This is a genomic window from Rhizobium freirei PRF 81 (assembly GCF_000359745.1).
GTDB lineage: Bacteria > Pseudomonadota > Alphaproteobacteria > Rhizobiales > Rhizobiaceae > Rhizobium > Rhizobium freirei.
Window position 1 is genome coordinate 190,018 of sequence record NZ_AQHN01000083.1, and the last position, 16,432, is coordinate 206,449.

Genomic DNA, 16,432 nt, shown 5'->3' on the forward strand with positions numbered 1-16,432 from the left:
AATAGAGGCCCAGGTAGAGGTGTTTAGTTACGTGTTTTTCTGAATGTTTAAGGTAGCAGCTATAGGAATAGCCAGGAGATGTGTGGGTGGTTCATACTCTGAGGAGCCGCCGATAGTGCGTATCCTAGGCCGAAAGAGAGTTTCTCGGACGCACCGGCTCACTCCGAGATCGCACACCTGGTTGGTCAGACATCGGTCCACGCGCTCTCGCCAATGGTTTAAACCGTTTTTAGTTTTGCATAGGGGAATCTTGCCCCAATACTGTACTCGAAAATAGCACGGTTTTTATAGTAGCTATTTTCATAAAGTACTGTATTCAATCCTAGGCTCGCCCCGAGTATTCCGATATGAAGGCGATCGGTATGGACGGTATCAAAGCATGAAAGATATGCTGTTAGTCCCGAGCATACCGCTTCAGTGAGATCAGCGCTATGCCAAAAGTTGCCATTCCAAGACATTGAAATGTCCACATTGTTAGCTGGGACTGGTGCCGCATCGATGCGTCTCTCGCCATCAGTACGGAAACAATTTGCAATACCAATACCACTCCTAGGATATCTGGTGAGAAATTCCCCCTTCAAGTGGAATGCCATGTCGTGGTCAAGACCCAACCGCTCGGTAGGAAATCCTGCTTTTTCTAAGCGCTCATACGAAATTTCTTCCCGACACACGATCATGAGATTGGCTGACATTCCTACCAGATCTGTCTCTAGGCCAAAGGTTGTGTGGGGCAAAACAATAACCTGCCGGCCGGCATCAATCCACGCGCGAATGCTGGCCAAAGAATTATACAGAGGAATTAGACTTCCCCCACCCCCGAACACGATTGTTTTAGTCCCAACGTCCAAGGCTTGCCAACTTGGAACTACAGGCACGTCCTCAGCATTGATTGACTGAAGGTAGTGTCTAGTTCCCAAGGCAATCAATGCATCTCCCGCGTTGCCAGGATTCATAACGAGACAGACACCTTCCTTCCTAAGATGAAAAGGTATCTCTAGAGACTGCAAATTGTTCATCGGTACCACTCTTGATTTAGCCGGCAGGATGCTTCGCCTGCGAGGGTGAGTCCCCTAAACGCTCTGCAGCTCGGTCATGAGTGAGTGCGCATAAAACCCCTGCCATATTAGCGGATGGAGCGCTTTCGAGTTCCACGAACTTGTCTCACGTTACCTGAAAGCCACAAATCATCGCGCAACCCACGTGTCACAGTTCACACAATTAATCGTCGCAATTAAATGATTTCGATTATCTGTTCGCCCTAGTGCGCGAACTTGCCACCAGAAGTTAATTCGAGTTGCTCCACGGCAGCTTGCGTTTGCCTGGAGATAAAAGCATGCTGAAATTGTCGCAGGCGCCCTTTAAATTGGACTAGCCTCTGCGCGGCATCGAATTCTTCCAACTTCGTGATAACGGCTACAATATCTTGATCTTCCAAATGTACTTTCACGTCAACATGTATCGGAAGCACACTTGCCACGTCCCAATAACTACTCTTATTCCATATTACAAAGCGACCATCTCTTAGATCGAAATTAAACTGATGAAAACCTTCATAATTCTCAGTTTCCGCTTCATTGACGTGATGCTTTAGATAAATCGACCCGCCTCTCTTGACGATCCTAAGCATTTCGATGATGCCTCTAACGGGATCGGCGGAGTGATCCAGTGCATTGCAGCAGTGCACAATGTCGAACGAACTCTCAGAAAAATATGCTCCCAAATCCTCGGCTACAGCAAAGACGGTCTCGTTTGGTCGCTTTACGCCGTGCTTCGCCGCAGCTTGAGAGTAGAAATCTGCCAAAGGATCGCACGCCCGGATATTGAGTGAGATCGTCTCGTGCGTGAAACCGATATTGGTCATCGGACCGGCGCCGACATCAAGGATATCAATCGTTCCTTGAGCATCTGCCGGAATAAGCGCTCTCAGCGCTGGGATCAGAGGTTGCTCAGCATTGAGACGCATTTCGAAATCGCTGGTCCACTCCAGGCCTCTAGTTTCGAACCACCTTGACCAAAACCATAACTCATGCGCAATCCCCTTTGACCAGTCGAAAGCTTGCTTCGCCACAAGATCAATCTGCTCTTTCTCAAAGGCCCATCGCGAATCATCCAGCATGGATGTTCTGGCCAACTGATTGGCCAGAAAGTCCCAGCTTTCTTGCTTAATTTGATCAGCGGCCTCGTACGGAGCGAATTCTTCAATCGTTCCAATATAGAGACCTTCTGATAGCTTCGCTAAAGATGCCGGCTTAGATGAATCACTCTCCACTACAAGGAGCACATTTTCCGAACTATAATTTCGAATACAATTGGATAATTCCGAGTAAAATTTAAGACTGACACCGGAGTTTTTCTTATAGACAAAAATTTTTGAACCAGCTTCGAGCTGCGATATCAATTTTTGTTTTAGGTAGTTTATCTTTTCTATTTCGCGCGAGTAGATTGAAAAACGTTCTTCGTTCGATTCGCGAAAGACCAACTTTCCTTCTGTCTCAAGCGAGTACATCTCAGAATGAAACGCAAGGCCCGTCTCTTTATCAAGGACCATATCAGTCGCATACGGGACCAGATTTTCGAACGCATACAGGCCAGAGAAGCGGTTTCGGAGGCACTTTAAAAGCACATCAGGCGGCACTATAGCCCACTTCAACAAAGCACCCACGTCTACGCCAGCATGCCGTTGCGCGAAGCCAAATTCGCAATTATCGCCCAGGCTAACGAATGTTGAGTAAAGCTTGGCGAGATTTTCCATCGATAACTTTCTAAGGTTTGGGCTGATAGGACTAGGCTACACCCTGAAGCTTGCTCTTCAGTGAAGAGCGGGACTCGAAAATTCCAAAGGTAGGTGAAAAACTCCTTTTCGCGTCCCTTTGCTTAAGGAGAAGGGAAATTTTTTGAATCAATGGAGCTGTCGTTGTAGCCCAGTCCCGTACCTCGGCCGTCTCGCGCGCGTTATGGCGCAGACGTTTAAGCTCATGCGGGTTTCTAGCGAGGTGTCTCAGGCGGTCAATCATCTGGCTGACGACATCCATACCCTGAATCAGATATCCGTTTTCACCGTCGCTAATCAGTTCAGCCAGCGCCCCCACGTCTGTCACTATTGGCACCGCTCCGAGCATCATCGCTTCTATGACAGTTAGCGGCAACCCCTCGAACCGAGACGGCATGATAATCACATCCGCCCATCGATAAGTCGCCGCAATTTCGGCTTCATCGTAGATAGCTGGCTCACTCTGGAGAGCAAAATCCTCGAGAGTTTCGCTGTCAACCACCCTATCCCCAATTATCCGCAGGTCAAACATGTCGCCCTCCACGTTTAGTGCCTGGGCAATTTGGCTGAGCCGATCCAATCCTTTCTGAACATCGAGACGGCCAAAATAGAGAACATTTAGCCTTGGTCGCAGGGCACCGTCTCGCATTCTGGCTGCTTCTTCCGTATCCGCAGATGATATGAACGCCCCAGGCCCATTTGGGACAGCTATAATTTTCTCGCGCGGCACTCCAAGCGCAGCGAGCTGATGCGCCATTTGATCAGAGCAGCAGGCCATAATATCGATGCTGTGCTCAAAAGCTAAGCCGATCACGGGATGTCCTGTACCGCGCCCCCGCCTCGTGAATTCGATTAGGTGGAGATAGTCAACCGTGACGACCCCGGACCTTCTCAGGTTCGCGAAGCTATATAAAGAACCTGCCGCATGAGAATTAATCACCACGTCATAGGCGCGCAAAAGGTTCTCAATTTCCGGATTTGAAATAGAAAGATTGGATGGAAGATAAGTGCCCTCATATACGGAACCGCCATAGGCCTGGCTAATGTGATCCAATATGTAGATTTGATCATATGCATCGGAAAACGCTTCGTAGTTGTGCGCTCTCGAATTTCCGAACATGACGAGGTCTACTCGGAAGCCATTTCTCCGAAGCTCACAAGCCACGCGTAGCGCAACTTTCTCTACGCCTCCAAACTCCATGATCGGCAATATCATCGCTACCGACCATTTCGTTTGGTCCTTCATTCTGCATGGAAGGACACCGGATTGAAACTTCGCCTGCAGCTTGGTGGCCGTCAGCGACAAATCTGGTGTACCCTCGTGCTTATTTTGCGGACGACCCGACCAGAGGGGCGGTATCCCTTTCAATTTCTCGCGTCGAACCCAATGCACAAGTTCTTGTCGCTGATACCTGAACGCTTCGTTCGGAACCTGTAGAGTGGGTACTTCTATTTTTAAGCCGACGCAACCGATTTCGTCCGGTTGAAATGCGAGTTTCTCGATCCAATCCGTCTTGCTGTCGGCAAAAACCGAACGCATTGTTTCCACGTTGATAATAAGCATATCGCTTAACGAGATGTTTGCCGATCGCCCTTGGCGATAGTATTCGCCATCTCCCTCGACTATTTCGACGGAAACGAAGTTTGCTTGGGTTAGCTCGACCTCCCCTCTCCAAAATATGGATTGCAACAATCCAGCATCTCGAAGTTGATGCAAAAGCGCCTTTGAGGCATACACGATAATAGCTCCCGCGGTCGCCCAGTTAGGTCGTCCTTGAGAGAGATGTAAGGCGTCTGAATAGGTTTCACTCGAGATTTCTCGAAACGCCATGGGGTCTGAACCGAGGAGGACAGTCGAACTGTCCGAGCAGATCACCGCATACCTGGGCGCCTCAAAATGCTCCAGCCTAACTAGAGTGGGTAAGTCTCGCATCCACCAATGCTTCGTCTCAATGTACTCCATAATTTCGTCGTTACGGCGGGCTGAATCCGCAAGCATGCTTTCTGCCCGTTTTCGATAGAGGAAACCGGAACCAGGCATGTTGGCTCCAACAAAGCCGCGCTCCATAAGCGAGATCCAGAACTCCCAGTCTTCGTAACCGGCGCGCATCTTCTCATCAAAACGACAGCCGCTTTCAAAAACGCGGCGCCTCACCAGACTTCCCGCTTCGCAGATATTCATTAGCGATTCTGTGATGCAGCGAAAACGACCTGAGTAATCACCTGACCAAGGTATACCGATCATGTTAATGTCAGGATAGAACCAATCGTAGTCAGGCTCGCGGATCAAAAGCTGTGTAAAGCGGGAAACTGAAAATGATGATAGTCTATTATCAGCATCTAGAAAGAAAATGCCTTCGCAATTCGGAAGGTTCTCCAACACGAAGTCAATTCCACAGTTTCTGGCCCCACTAAGACCAGAATTCACTTGGCGGACATAGTGAATTCTTCCACCTGATGACAGCGATGCTGAAAACAACGTCTGAAAATATGGGCACCCATCATCTACGATTACGATGTGAGCATCGCCAGTTTCAGCAGCGCCCCTCACAGAGGAGATAGCTTCCAAAGCAAGCGACGAATGCTTGAATACTGGAATTACGATTGCTACTTGCGGGCGCTTAGATAGCGGTGCGGAATATTCGGTAGATTGAGTAATCTGGTTCATCAGCATAAACACCGCGTCAGGACGAATGGCTTCCAAAGTGAATGTCGGTGAATAGTGCCCAGGCGTTCTGGTTGGCCTTGCTTTTGTTGCGCGTGGCAAGGAATAGTTCGATCGAACCTGTGTATGGGGGATCCAAGGTGAACGATACCTCCCCCTCCTGGTCTCCAGAGAGAGTAAGCCAGTTGAGATTGGATGGGATGCCAGATGATCCGATGAATGACTTCCTCAAACCACTCAGTAGCCGACCAACGCTGTTGCGCTCCGGCGATACAAGTGGCCTGACTGAAGCTTGTTCATCTGACCGGACTATCCAAATAGCAAAATCCGTCACTGCGGCTTCAGGATGTACTAGTTTGCAGTGCACGCGAACCGTTGATAGATCCACTGCCTGAAGCGTCTGGATGTGGGCGATAACCGGATCAACACCCTTTGGATGCACCATAAGCCCATCCCGGCGTTCATCCCAAAAAACCAACTTCGCCTTATTGGCATCAAGTGGTGTAGCGAGTTGAAGCAATTCAGAGCGGGCCAAGGTGAGAGGCACCGTCTGCTCCTCCTCATCGACAAAATGCCCAGGTGAAGATTTAGGCAGCTTCATTCCAACCAGCCCAGACCAGAGCCGAAGCGCAATAGAATTGCGATCGGACGGGGCTGAGTTTGCCTGCCACTCGGTATCAATGCCCGCCCGAAGCGCGAACTGGGTCTTTTCCTTTGTAGAACGCAACGTAACAGCTATGGCCTCACCGATCGGTTCATCCATGATGGGGCAATAGAACCGATTCCAACCCTCTTGAAGCTTCGCCTCTTGAATACGCCATAGTGCCAGTTGCCGACCGCTACTTGCTCCTATGAGCCGCACCTCGATGTCGGCCGCGCTTAGCACATGCGGCTGATTGTCGAAAAAAATGTCGATTGCATGCAATGAGGAATATTCGGCAGCGATCTCGACGCTGATCGGCGCTGTCGAAATCTTGACTGAATGTTTGCCTGGCAGCACTTGGAATAAAATTCTTGAGCGATAAGGCGCATCGTGAAAACTCTCCACTTCGGAAAGAGCCGATTGCACTCTGCTGTAGAGGATGCGGATCTCAGCATTTTCTCGTTCTGCTCGGGCAGCTTGAAGAGCAATCAATTTCGAAAAAGAGATCGCAGAACGGGCTACCCAACTGGCTATGCCGACGGGATCGATGTCAAAAGCTGAAACCATCTTACAAGTAAAGTGAGGTAGCAATTTATTCAGATTCTCGAAGACCTGCTGGACTTTATCCTGATTCTTAGCGGAAAGGATCACACCCGCGACAAACGCAGATTTGAGAGCATCTCTTGCCCTCTCCTCTGATACGGTAAACTGTCGTCGCGAGACTATATCATCAATTTTCAGGCGAATGAAAATAGAGTCACTACCTAAAGCAGAAAAATCAAAATTAAAATCGTTATCTACGATGAATATAATCTCGTTCATCGGCCTCTCCTTGCTTAAGTTCGCCTTAGCGGCAAATTAATGGCGTCGCAAGTGTTGCTGCCATTTGCAGTGGATTTTTTTGCATTAACTTCGCCAATTGGTAGGCAATCGTCGATCGCCGGTAATCTTAAAATTCGCGAGCGTTTGCGGTGTGGAACGTTTTTATCACATAGCTCGTTGGTTCGTCGGAATTGCGGATCACGTCAATCGCTGATGTCGCGCTAAATGCGGCAAAAATAACTTGCTTGCCATGCCCTGGAAGAAATGACATCAACGAGAGCTGATCAGTTGTCTCTGTATCCATTGCCCACCTGTGCAGATTTCACCAGGATGTGATTTTGCATCTCGCGAGAGGCCGCCCCCAGGTAGGTTTACTCCGCGGACTTCGCGAGACCCAAAGCAAGAGCTTACGGTGGGTGGGTGGCTCTATGGTGACACCGCTAGCAGAGACACTGAGCGGGATCTCGCCCGGAGGTCGTGGCATGGCTTCATGGTTGGCTCTACAGTTTTCACTTTTGGAGATTGATAGCAGTAGCAATGCTGGCATATTTGGCAGCGATTTCAGAGCCTGAATTTGGAAAACGCTTTGTCCGTGAAACACAAAAAGAACCCAAGCACGTTTCGATTCGCGATCGAGCGGAAAATGAACGTGATGAACGCCGTGATGCTTCGGGATATGCGGACACGGTTCTTCAACCACGGCCTTGGTTTTCTTGTTCAGTCAGTCTGGCCGCTCGTCCATATGCTCGTCATTATGATGATGAGCGTATTAACTGGCCGCGCGTCACCATTTGGCGAAAGCCCGATGCTGTTCTTCGCAACTGGTATTCTGCCAGTGCTGACTTTCATTTACATATCAAGATTTATGTCGCTTTCGCTAATTTCGAACGCCCCCATGATGGCTTTTCCCGTGGTACATATTACTGATATTCTTTTTGCCAGAGCACTTTTAGAGATCATTGCTGGCGCGATTACGCTTCTCATGATGTATCTAATTTTTCTGTCGCTGGACATTTCACCATACCCTGCTGATCCACTTCAGGCAGTTTTCGCGTACCTTGCAACGATACTTCTTGCGGTTGGTATAGGGACTATAGTTAGCGTAATCTCATTGGCCGCGCCAGTTTTTGTAACTGTGTACGCGTTACTCGGGATTATATTCTACATTTCATCCGGCGCTCTTTTCGTGCCCTCAGAGTTACCAGATAGCGTCGCTACCCCACTTTCATATAATCCGCTGCTACAGTGCGTTGAGTGGATGCGCACGGCCTATTATGAAAATTATAGTGACCGCCTATTAAATCGGGGATACGTCGTTGGATGGGGTATGTGTTCACTTGGCCTTGGTCTGTTCTTGGAGCGCGCGCTTCGAGGAAAATTGAGGGATGCGTAAATGGGTTACGCGTGCTAAACGCCCACGAGACTTGATCCGTGTGGCACGTGAGGCAACATCGCAATGGTAGATAAAAACAAAGAGTACGCAGGTCATCTGAAGAACGCTGATTTAAGGAAGGCATAGAACTGCAATGTGAGTTCCATCATATGTTGGAGAGCTGTATGGCCCCGAGATTTGTAGACACCGGGAAATTATGTTGAGGAAATTTCCAGTATAGCCTTGATAACCCCCGCCTCAGGCCTCAGCCACTCCTCAAACAGCCACGGCCCATCGACCAGCGAACCGCTGTGCGTGTTCAGCGCCGCGGTGGGCACTTTGCCGTTCTCCATCTGCCTCACGACCTCGGCAAAATCATCCGGCTGCGCATTCCTGCTGGCAAAGAGCGTGGTTTCGCGCTTGTGGAACTCTGGGTCCGAGAAGGTGATATCGTCGCGCACGACGCTGACGAGCACGTAGCGGCCGCCATGGGCGACGAAGCCGAAACCGCGTTGCATGGCGCGGGCGTTGCCGGTTGCGTCGATGACGACGTCGAAGAAGTCGCCGTCGGTCAGGCGTTTCGCCTGGGCTTCCGCTTCGTCATTGGCGATGAGTGTTCGATCGGCGCCGAGCGAGGCAAGGGTGAACTCCAGTCGGTCTTCGCGCATGTCCATGACGGTGACGTCAGCGCCGCGCGCCTTGGCGAAAATGATGGCGGACATGCCGATTGGGCCGGAACCGACGACAAGGACGCGGTCCTTGGCCGTGATGCCGCCGCGCTTGACGCCGTGGGCGCCGATCGCCAAAAACTCAATCATGGCGGCTTCGTCCAGCGAAGCCCTGCCGGCCGAGACGACATTCTGCTCCGGAAGGCACATGAATTCCGTCATGCCGCCGTCGCGATGGACGCCGAGGACGGAGAGGCTCTGGCAGGCATTGGTCACGCCGCGCCGACAGGCAACGCATTGGCCGCAGGCGAGATAGGGAACAATGTAGACGTTTTCCCCATTCTTGAGGCGGCTCGATCCATTTGCGTCCTCGACTGTGCCCGACAGCTCGTGTCCCATAACACGCGGATATTCGAGAAAGGGGTGCTTGCCCTGATAGATATGAAAGTCCGTGCCGCAAATGCCGACCCGTCTGATGCGCACCAGGACCTCGCCCTTCGTCGGGGTCGGAACGTCGCGTTCGATCAGGGAGAGGCGGCCGGGTTCATTGCAGATCAGTGTTTTCATGGTGGTGCACTCTCGAAGGGCCGGCGTGCCGGCCGTAGGTGTTACAATATGGATATCTCGTCGAAGTCGTCAGGCGATGCCCCGGGGTTGGGCGAGCTCATTCATCGGATATGCGGTCGGATCTGCCATCCGGCTTAAGACCATCATGGTGCAGCGGTAATCAGTGGATAGCGCGCGGCGATTTCCCTCAACGTCGGCGCGCTTGAAGGACTGCGCGCTTGATCCGCCCATTCCAGGAAGGCGTGAATGCGGCGGCCGACTTTTTCGGGATGGTGCTGGCTGATATCGGTGATGCGATGGTCGAGAAAAGGATTGCGGAAACGGTCGATAGTCGAAGTTACATAGGCCTTCGCCACCTCGCCCATGCCATTAGCAGCAAAGCCGGGCAGCACCTCGCTTTGATAGAGCGCATCCAGCCTTGCGCGCATATCCTTGTCGGCCAGCATGGCGCGCACGGTTTCGTCTGCCGGCCGGTTTTCGCGCTGCCAGATTTCGGCAAGGAAGGTGTGGCCGAGATTGAGAATATGCAGCTTCAGGCGCTCATAGGGTTCGAGATCATCGGTCAGCACGATGCTTGCGTGGGTGCATGGCGGGTGGACGCCCGGAGCCCGCTTGATTGCCCACAGCGCATAGGGCTCGGCCACAGCGCCAATCGGCTCGATCGGCTCCGAAACGATGCGGTCGACCAGGGTCTCGGCGAAGGCGACATTGTCATCGAGCCAGGTGTAGAATTCAGCCGGCACGGCGTTGAGTTTGGCGCTATCGACGACCGCTTGTTTCAGGATACGGCCATTGGCAGTGACGAGCTCACAGGGAAGGATCACCAAGGGCCGGCCGGATGCCCGCCAACGCGTGACAAGGAGAGCTGCGAGCTTGGCCGGGAAGGACCGGGGAATTTGGCCATTCACGCCAAAGCCATCTTCCTCCGGCCTGGTCTGGTAGCCGGTGTCGCCGGTGTTGGAGATGACGAATTCGGCATCCGCGGCAAAGAGTTTCGATAGCTCCTCCCAGTTTTCGATGGCGGATAGACCGCGCTCGACGCTGGTGACCTGCACAGTTTGCTCGACGGACTGGCCAGCCAACATGCCTCGAATGGCGACTGGATAGCCCTCCGGATTGTTGAAAGCATCGACGCGCCCGCTACGGCTGCTGGCGCCGGAGGTCTGAACGACGGTGATGGGGCCGACATCCTGGCCCGATTGCCGCGCCTCGTGCACGAAGAGCGCCGCATGTGCCTGCAGGAACCGGCTGGTGCCGAACTGGATGATCCGCGAGCTCACGCCAAAGCCCTCATATGCGCAATGTTGATAGATATGGCTGATTGATCGGCGCGGCATGCAGACTTAGAGCATCCCTCCCGAACTATGTTTTTTATCTATAGAAAACAGTTAAGTCGTCGGCCGTCAAATGTTTTTAATGGGAATAAACAGACACTGCGATGCTGCGATTTCGATCGAAGATCATCCGCGTGTCGCCGGGCTTGCCGCCCGGCGCGCGCTTTCTTCGGTCAGCACCTGACCGTGAAACTTCGCCAGCGACGTAACCACATCGTCGATTTCCCTGCCCAGTCGCTGTGCATCCCATTGCAGCGCCGCCGCCGCGATTGCGCCGATTTCGCGCAAGCTCTGGATCGTCAAAAGACCTTCGATCGCCATCGTCGTACGGCGGAAGACGATATCCGAGAGATGGACGACCAATTCTTGCCGCGCAATCCAATCGATCTCGAGCGCGCTATGGCGTTGCGCGCCGCTGATACGTTGGCTATCGCTATACACCGAACCATGGGCAAGGATCGCAGCTGCGGTCGTGCCATATCGGCTCAACAACTCATCGGCCCTGCTTGCCTCCACGCCGGTTTTTGCTGCTATCGATCGGATCCAGCTCTCACGCTCACGGGAGCCCACCGGAAAATCCCGTCCGCCGCCGATGGCGAGACGCTCGGTCGATGTCTTTCGGCTGCGTTGAAGGCGCGTCAGCACGGTATCGGCGACCTCCTCGGCAAAGCCGCGGAACGTTGTCCATTTGCCACCAACCAAAGAGATGATCGGGAAAGGGCGGCTGCCATCGGGTTCGAAGACAGGTGCGGAGTGATCGCGGCTGATCAGGCCCGGTGACGAGGCATCCGAGGCGGGCAGGGGGCGGATGCCGCTATAGCTATAGGTCACCTGGTCGCGCTCGAAACGGAGACCCGGAAGCAACGACCGCACGCTATCGAGGAAATAGTCGATCTCTTGTTCCTCGCAGCGCACATTGTCGGGGTCGTCGCAGGGGATGTCGGTCGAGCCTACCAGCGCCTGGCCGAGATAGCCGTAGACGAGGCAGATGCGGCCGTCGTCAGCCTCGAAATAGATCATGTGGCCGTTCAGGCTACGCACCAGCTCCGGATGATCGAGCAGGATGTGCGATCCCTTGGTGCCGCCGATGAGGCGATGAGCCGGTGCGCCGAGAGCGGCATTGACCTGATCGATCCAGGGGCCGGCAGCGTTCACAACGAGCTTCGGCTTGACCGAGAAGGCATATCCGTCCGAGCGTTGGAACGTCAGCAGGCCGTCTGCCGCGGAAACGAGCTTGGTGGCGTTCGCCGCCAGCGAGCCCTTGTTCGCTTCGAGCCCGTCACTGACCAATTCATAGACGAGGCGCTCCGGTCGGCTGATCTTGGCGTCATAATAGATGCCGCCCGCCACGATCTCAGGTGTCACATGTGGCATTTCTTTGAGTGCCCGGCCCTTCAACAGGAATCTGTGGCGGGGCATGACGCGGTTGCGTGAGCCGAAGAAGTCGTAGAGGGCAAGCCCGACCTTGATGAGCACAGCGCCGCGGCTGCGCGGAGCGGTCGTCGATCCAAAAAGTGTGCGAAGGGCTGCCGGTATGCCGCGCATCCAGGAGAAGATCGGCACGAAGGTCGGTAGCGCCTCGACGCAATGCGGCGCGTTCTTCAGCAGCAGGTTGCGCTCGAGCGCCGATTGCGCGACGAGCCGGAACTCGCCGGTTTCCAGATATTTCAGGCCGCCATGGATCAGTCGCGAAGGTGCCGCACTCGTTCCCGAGCCGAAATCTGATTTGTCGACGATCAGGCAATTGACGCCCTGCGCCGAAAGATCGCGAAACAATCCCGCGCCGTTGACGCCGGCGCCGAGGATGACGACGTCAATCTCTCCGTCTTGACGTTGCGAGAAGCGTTGTTTCAGATCGGCGGCCATATCGGTCATAACATCATTGTCCTGCTGAGCTGCCGCGAAAACAGCGGGTTTGTGCGGCGCAATTGGCGGTCTAGTCTTGGGAGTGTTGAACTGCGAGATTGCCGATCCGCGGCCAGAGCGGTGTCATTGCTTCGGCAATGTCACAGAAGAGATCGTAGCGGATGCGATAATCGGCGCTGCGAGCCGGCTCGGGATAATAGGTCCTGGCGATCTTGCCGACGTCACGCGGATCGCTTTCCGGGTCGGCGTAGACGCCGAGCCCGGCACCGGCGCAAAGGGCAGCACCCCAGGCGGCCGCCTCATCGGTCTCGGTGACGGTAACGGGCATGCCGAACACATCGGCAAACATCTGAACGACGATCGGATTGCGTGAGACGCCGCCCGCCAACCGTACCTTATCAAAGGAAAAACCGTCACTTAGGGCGTCAATGTGAATCTTGTGGTTGAAGGCGATACCTTCAAGGACGGCTCGCAGCATATCGCCGCGATCATGCCAGCCGCCAAGCCCGAAGAAGCTGGCGGTTGCCTCGGCTCCGTAGGGCGAGCCGAACAGATAGGGGTGGAACAGAGCACTTGACGGACGGTTGAAGGCCGCCTCGATCTCTGGAGCGAGCAAGGCATGAATGGACCGACCCGCAGCCTCGGCGCTTGCAATTTCGCTTGCGCATAGTTTGTCCAGAAACCATTCGTAATTCGCTGACGATGCCGGCGAGATCGACATATTGTTCCATTGCCCAGAGGCGATGGCGTTGCGGCAGAACCAGCGGCGGTCGACGCGTGGCTCGGACGATAGCGTTTCGTTTATGGAGTAGGTGCCGGCGATAACGGCAACAATGCCATCAGCATAACCGCCGGCGCCAAGGGAGGAAGCCGTCACGTCGTGCAGGCCGGCAACGACGGCCGTGCCCTTGGAAAGGCCCGTCCGCTTTGCGACGGAATCGGTCACGTATCCCACAATCTCGTCGGATCGCGAGACAGGCGGCAAAGCATCGATGATCTCGCCAACCCCGAAGAGTTTTAAGGCATCCGGCGAATAGTCCTGCGTCGAAACATTGGTAAAGGAGGTGCTGGCCTCCGTCCGGTCGGTGCCGACGACGCCAGTCAGGCAGAAGCGCAGCCAGTCCTTGCAGCTGAGGATGTGGCCGATTTGTGCAAAGCGCTCGGGTTCATTGGCCTTGATCCAGGCAAGCAGCGCCGATGGGGCCGAGACATGCGGCAACTGGCCGGTGAGCGTCAGGGTGTCGTCGGCAAGCGGGCTTTTCAGCCATTGTTCGACGATCGATCCGGCGCGGCTGTCGAGCGAGAGCATGGCGCGGCCAAGCGGTTTCCTGGCCTTGTCGAGCAGATAGATACCATCGCCGTGGGCAGTGGCGGCGATCGCCTGAATGTCGCTGGCGGGGCGGTTGCTGAGCCTGATCGCCTCGGCTATGGCATCGGCCGTCCGGATCCAGAGCTCGTCCATGTCGCGCTCGACATGGCGTACCTTCGGCATGAACTGGGTCACGCGGCGGCGGGCGACAGCAATCGGCGTTCCGTCGATATCGAAGATGACGGCTTTGGTGACGGTCAGACCGCTGTCAATCCCGAGCAGACTCGGCATTCTCATTACTCCCGATCGTGAGCGATGTGAGGCGGCCCGTCGCCGAGCCGTCCGTCAGGATCGCTCCTTGTCGCCCTTGGCGACGACCACATTGATATTCTTGTTGCGCATGCGCTCGAGATGAGCAGCGGGCGTCTTCTCGTCGACGATGACGACGTCGAATTCGCTCAAATGCGCGAAACTATGCAGGGCCCGCCGTTCGAACTTGGTGTGATCCATCAGCAGGACGCGCTTGGCCGAGCTGTCGAACATCGCCCGCTTGATATCGACGATCTCGGGCGACTGATGAAACACGACATCGTCGATAATGGCGGACATCGAAATGAAGGCTACGTCCGCCCGCAGCCGGTTGATCTCGTTGATGGTCATGCGCCCCATGAAGGCGTTGCACCAATTGTAGTACTGCCCGCCAAGCGCCAGCAGGTTGACGTCATGCATGTCCTTCAGCGCATTCATCAGCGTCAGCGAATTGGTAATCGCCGTCAGCGGAACCCTGGCCGGCAGTTGCGATGCCATCTGCAGCACGGTGGTGGAATCGTCGAGGAAGATCGCCTGGCCGGGCTCGATGAACTGCATGGCGGCGGCGGCAATCATCTTCTTCTCGCTTGCCTGTCGGTTGGCGCGGTAGACGTCGCTCGATTCGATCAGGCTGGTCGCGGCGGCGGAGACGATGCCGCGCGTCTTTCGGAACAGCCCTCGGCTGACAAGCTCGTCAACGTCGCGATGTGCCGTCATCAGGCTGATACCGAACCGATCCGTCAAATCTTCGATGCGCATGGAGCCTTCCGCCATGACGGCTTCGGCAATCATCTGACGTCGGGCGATCTGACGGGATTGCCGGCTGTCGCTCGGCAGTTCGTCTTGCAGGAATGATACGGGGCTTGTCTTGTCTTTCACGTTGGCCTCTAACGCTGAGCCTTGCGGATGTTGATGTGCTGCAGCGAATGTCATGCTATGGGAAAAGAATAGAAAGAACAATTCGCTACTAGGATTTCCGCAAGTTATGTCTGACGTTCAGCCAGGTGCCGCCGATGGCGGTCAAAGGTTGGGGACGCCGGCTTGCGGCGCCCCCGATGTCATCACTCGGACAGAACGAACGGTGCCGAGTACTTCGCGACATTGTCCTTGGTGATCAGAAGGCAATCGAAAAGCTGCTTTTCGCTCTTGGCACCGGTCTTGCCGGTCTTGATGAAGCTGTCGGCCTGCTTGACGGCTTGTTCGGAGAAGACGGCAACCGGCTGCAGAACGGTGTACTGCAATTCGCCGGACTTGATGGCAGCGACTGCGTCCGGCGAACCGTCGAAGCCGCCGACCTTGACATTGGCGAGCTTGCCGGCTTCCTTGAGGGCGGCGATCGCGCCGAGCGCCATTTCGTCATTGCCGGAAATCACGCCGCTGATATCCGGGTGAGCCTGCAGCATGGACTGCATCTTGTTGTGGCCTTGGGTGCGGTCCCAGTTGGCGACTTCCTTGGCAACCTTCTGCAGATCCGGATACTGCGTCAGAACGGTTTCATAGCCGTTCGAACGGGTTGCGGCATTGTTATCCGAGGGAGCGCCGAACAGTTCGGCATATTTGGCCTTGTCGCCGATAGCTTCCACCCATTGCTGTGCACCGATGGCGGCGCCCTGGGCGTTGTTGGAGACGAGCTGGGCCTTGGCGAGGCCTTCCTGGTTGATTTCGGCATTGACGAGGAAAACCGGGATGCCGGCGGCCACGGCCTTCTTGACCGCGCCTACGGAACCGTCGGCATTGGCCGGATCGAGAATGATGGCAACCGACTTGTTGGTAATCGCCGTATCGATCAGGTTGCTTTCGGTATTGGTGTCGCCTTTGTGGGCACCGACCGTTGCCGTGTAGCCAAGCTTTTCAGCGGTCGCCTTAGCGACATTGCCTTCCGTCAGCCAGTAGGGGTTGGACGGGTCGTTGACGATAACGGTAATCTGGCCGGCGGCCCATGCAGCTCCTGTTAGAAGCGGTGCCACAGCAACCGCTGCCATGACAATGCGCAAACCCTTTTTAAACATTAGTCTCTCTCCCTTTTGATGAGCTCTGGTGATGCCGGCGAACCGGCGGTTCTTTCTCCGGCCGATACATTTCACCGGTCGGTGACAAGTTCGTATGG

11 protein-coding genes are annotated in these 16,432 nt (G+C 54.6%); 1 reads left to right on the plus strand and 10 read right to left on the minus strand.

Annotation, left to right across the window (positions count from 1 at the left end):
* Window positions 1-218: 218 nt before the first annotated feature.
* The 4 genes from RHSP_RS23120 to RHSP_RS23135 all read right to left on the minus strand — a co-directional run bounded on the left by RHSP_RS23120 (window position 219) and on the right by RHSP_RS23135 (window position 6,900).
* Entirely contained in the window at window positions 219-1,016 is a 798-nt protein-coding gene (locus RHSP_RS23120; protein ID WP_004123991.1) for a polysaccharide pyruvyl transferase family protein, read from the minus strand.
* A 242-nt stretch (window positions 1,017-1,258) separates the two neighbouring features.
* Window positions 1,259-2,752 (minus strand): class I SAM-dependent methyltransferase, encoded by a 1,494-nt coding sequence (locus tag RHSP_RS33180; protein WP_051074125.1) that lies wholly within the window; start codon window positions 2,750-2,752, stop codon window positions 1,259-1,261.
* A 31-nt stretch (window positions 2,753-2,783) separates the two neighbouring features.
* Window positions 2,784-5,438: a glycosyltransferase gene (locus RHSP_RS23130; RefSeq protein WP_167332671.1), complete on the minus strand. Its 2,655-nt coding sequence runs from the start codon at window positions 5,436-5,438 to the stop codon at window positions 2,784-2,786.
* 16 nt (window positions 5,439-5,454) lie between these two features.
* Window positions 5,455-6,900 carry a DUF6212 domain-containing protein gene (locus RHSP_RS23135; RefSeq protein ID WP_004123999.1) on the minus strand — a complete coding sequence of 482 codons (1,446 nt, stop codon included), beginning with the start codon at window positions 6,898-6,900 and terminating at the stop codon, window positions 5,455-5,457.
* A 537-nt stretch (window positions 6,901-7,437) separates the two neighbouring features.
* Here RHSP_RS23135 and RHSP_RS35690 point away from each other — a divergent pair.
* The gene (locus tag RHSP_RS35690; protein ID WP_240535496.1) at window positions 7,438-7,827 is read left to right on the plus strand and encodes a hypothetical protein; all 390 of its coding nucleotides are present in this window, start codon (window positions 7,438-7,440) and stop codon (window positions 7,825-7,827) included.
* Window positions 7,828-8,487: 660 nt separating this feature from the next.
* Here RHSP_RS35690 and RHSP_RS23145 read toward each other — a convergent pair.
* The 6 genes from RHSP_RS23145 to RHSP_RS23170 form a co-directional block, all read right to left on the minus strand.
* Entirely contained in the window at window positions 8,488-9,507 is a 1,020-nt protein-coding gene (locus RHSP_RS23145) for a zinc-binding alcohol dehydrogenase family protein (protein ID WP_004124004.1), read from the minus strand.
* Window positions 9,508-9,650: 143 nt separating this feature from the next.
* Window positions 9,651-10,787, minus strand: a complete 1,137-nt coding sequence (locus tag RHSP_RS23150) for a mannitol dehydrogenase family protein (protein WP_037154038.1) — start codon at window positions 10,785-10,787, stop codon at window positions 9,651-9,653.
* 180 nt (window positions 10,788-10,967) lie between these two features.
* Window positions 10,968-12,716, minus strand: coding sequence for a glycerol-3-phosphate dehydrogenase/oxidase (locus tag RHSP_RS23155; protein ID WP_004124009.1), 1,749 nt, complete (start codon window positions 12,714-12,716; stop codon window positions 10,968-10,970).
* A gap of 61 nt (window positions 12,717-12,777) precedes the next feature.
* Window positions 12,778-14,307: an FGGY-family carbohydrate kinase gene (locus tag RHSP_RS23160; protein WP_004124012.1), complete on the minus strand. Its 1,530-nt coding sequence runs from the start codon at window positions 14,305-14,307 to the stop codon at window positions 12,778-12,780.
* 54 nt (window positions 14,308-14,361) lie between these two features.
* On the minus strand, window positions 14,362-15,117 hold the full coding sequence (locus RHSP_RS23165) for a DeoR/GlpR family DNA-binding transcription regulator (protein ID WP_004124015.1): 756 nt from the start codon (window positions 15,115-15,117) through the stop codon (window positions 14,362-14,364).
* Between the two features lie 269 nt (window positions 15,118-15,386).
* On the minus strand, window positions 15,387-16,334 hold the full coding sequence (locus RHSP_RS23170) for a D-ribose ABC transporter substrate-binding protein (RefSeq protein WP_004124018.1): 948 nt from the start codon (window positions 16,332-16,334) through the stop codon (window positions 15,387-15,389).
* Window positions 16,335-16,432: the final 98 nt, after the last annotated feature.

Bases quoted from the DNA above. Each gene is read 5' to 3' on its own strand.
- RHSP_RS23170 (WP_004124018.1), bottom strand. From the start codon at position 16,334: ATGTTTAAAAAGGGTTTGCGCATTGTCATGGCAGCGGTTGCTGTGGCA.
- RHSP_RS23165 (WP_004124015.1), bottom strand. From the start codon at position 15,117: ATGATTGCCGAAGCCGTCATGGCGGAAGGCTCCATGCGCATCGAAGAT.
- RHSP_RS23135 (WP_004123999.1), bottom strand. From the start codon at position 6,900: ATGAACGAGATTATATTCATCGTAGATAACGATTTTAATTTTGATTTT.
- RHSP_RS35690 (WP_240535496.1), top strand. From the start codon at position 7,438: ATGCTGGCATATTTGGCAGCGATTTCAGAGCCTGAATTTGGAAAACGC.
- RHSP_RS23130 (WP_167332671.1), bottom strand. From the start codon at position 5,438: ATGAACCAGATTACTCAATCTACCGAATATTCCGCACCGCTATCTAAG.
- RHSP_RS23160 (WP_004124012.1), bottom strand. From the start codon at position 14,307: ATGCCGAGTCTGCTCGGGATTGACAGCGGTCTGACCGTCACCAAAGCC.
- RHSP_RS23145 (WP_004124004.1), bottom strand. From the start codon at position 9,507: ATGAAAACACTGATCTGCAATGAACCCGGCCGCCTCTCCCTGATCGAA.
- RHSP_RS33180 (WP_051074125.1), bottom strand. From the start codon at position 2,752: ATGGAAAATCTCGCCAAGCTTTACTCAACATTCGTTAGCCTGGGCGAT.
- RHSP_RS23120 (WP_004123991.1), bottom strand. From the start codon at position 1,016: ATGAACAATTTGCAGTCTCTAGAGATACCTTTTCATCTTAGGAAGGAA.
- RHSP_RS23155 (WP_004124009.1), bottom strand. From the start codon at position 12,716: ATGACCGATATGGCCGCCGATCTGAAACAACGCTTCTCGCAACGTCAA.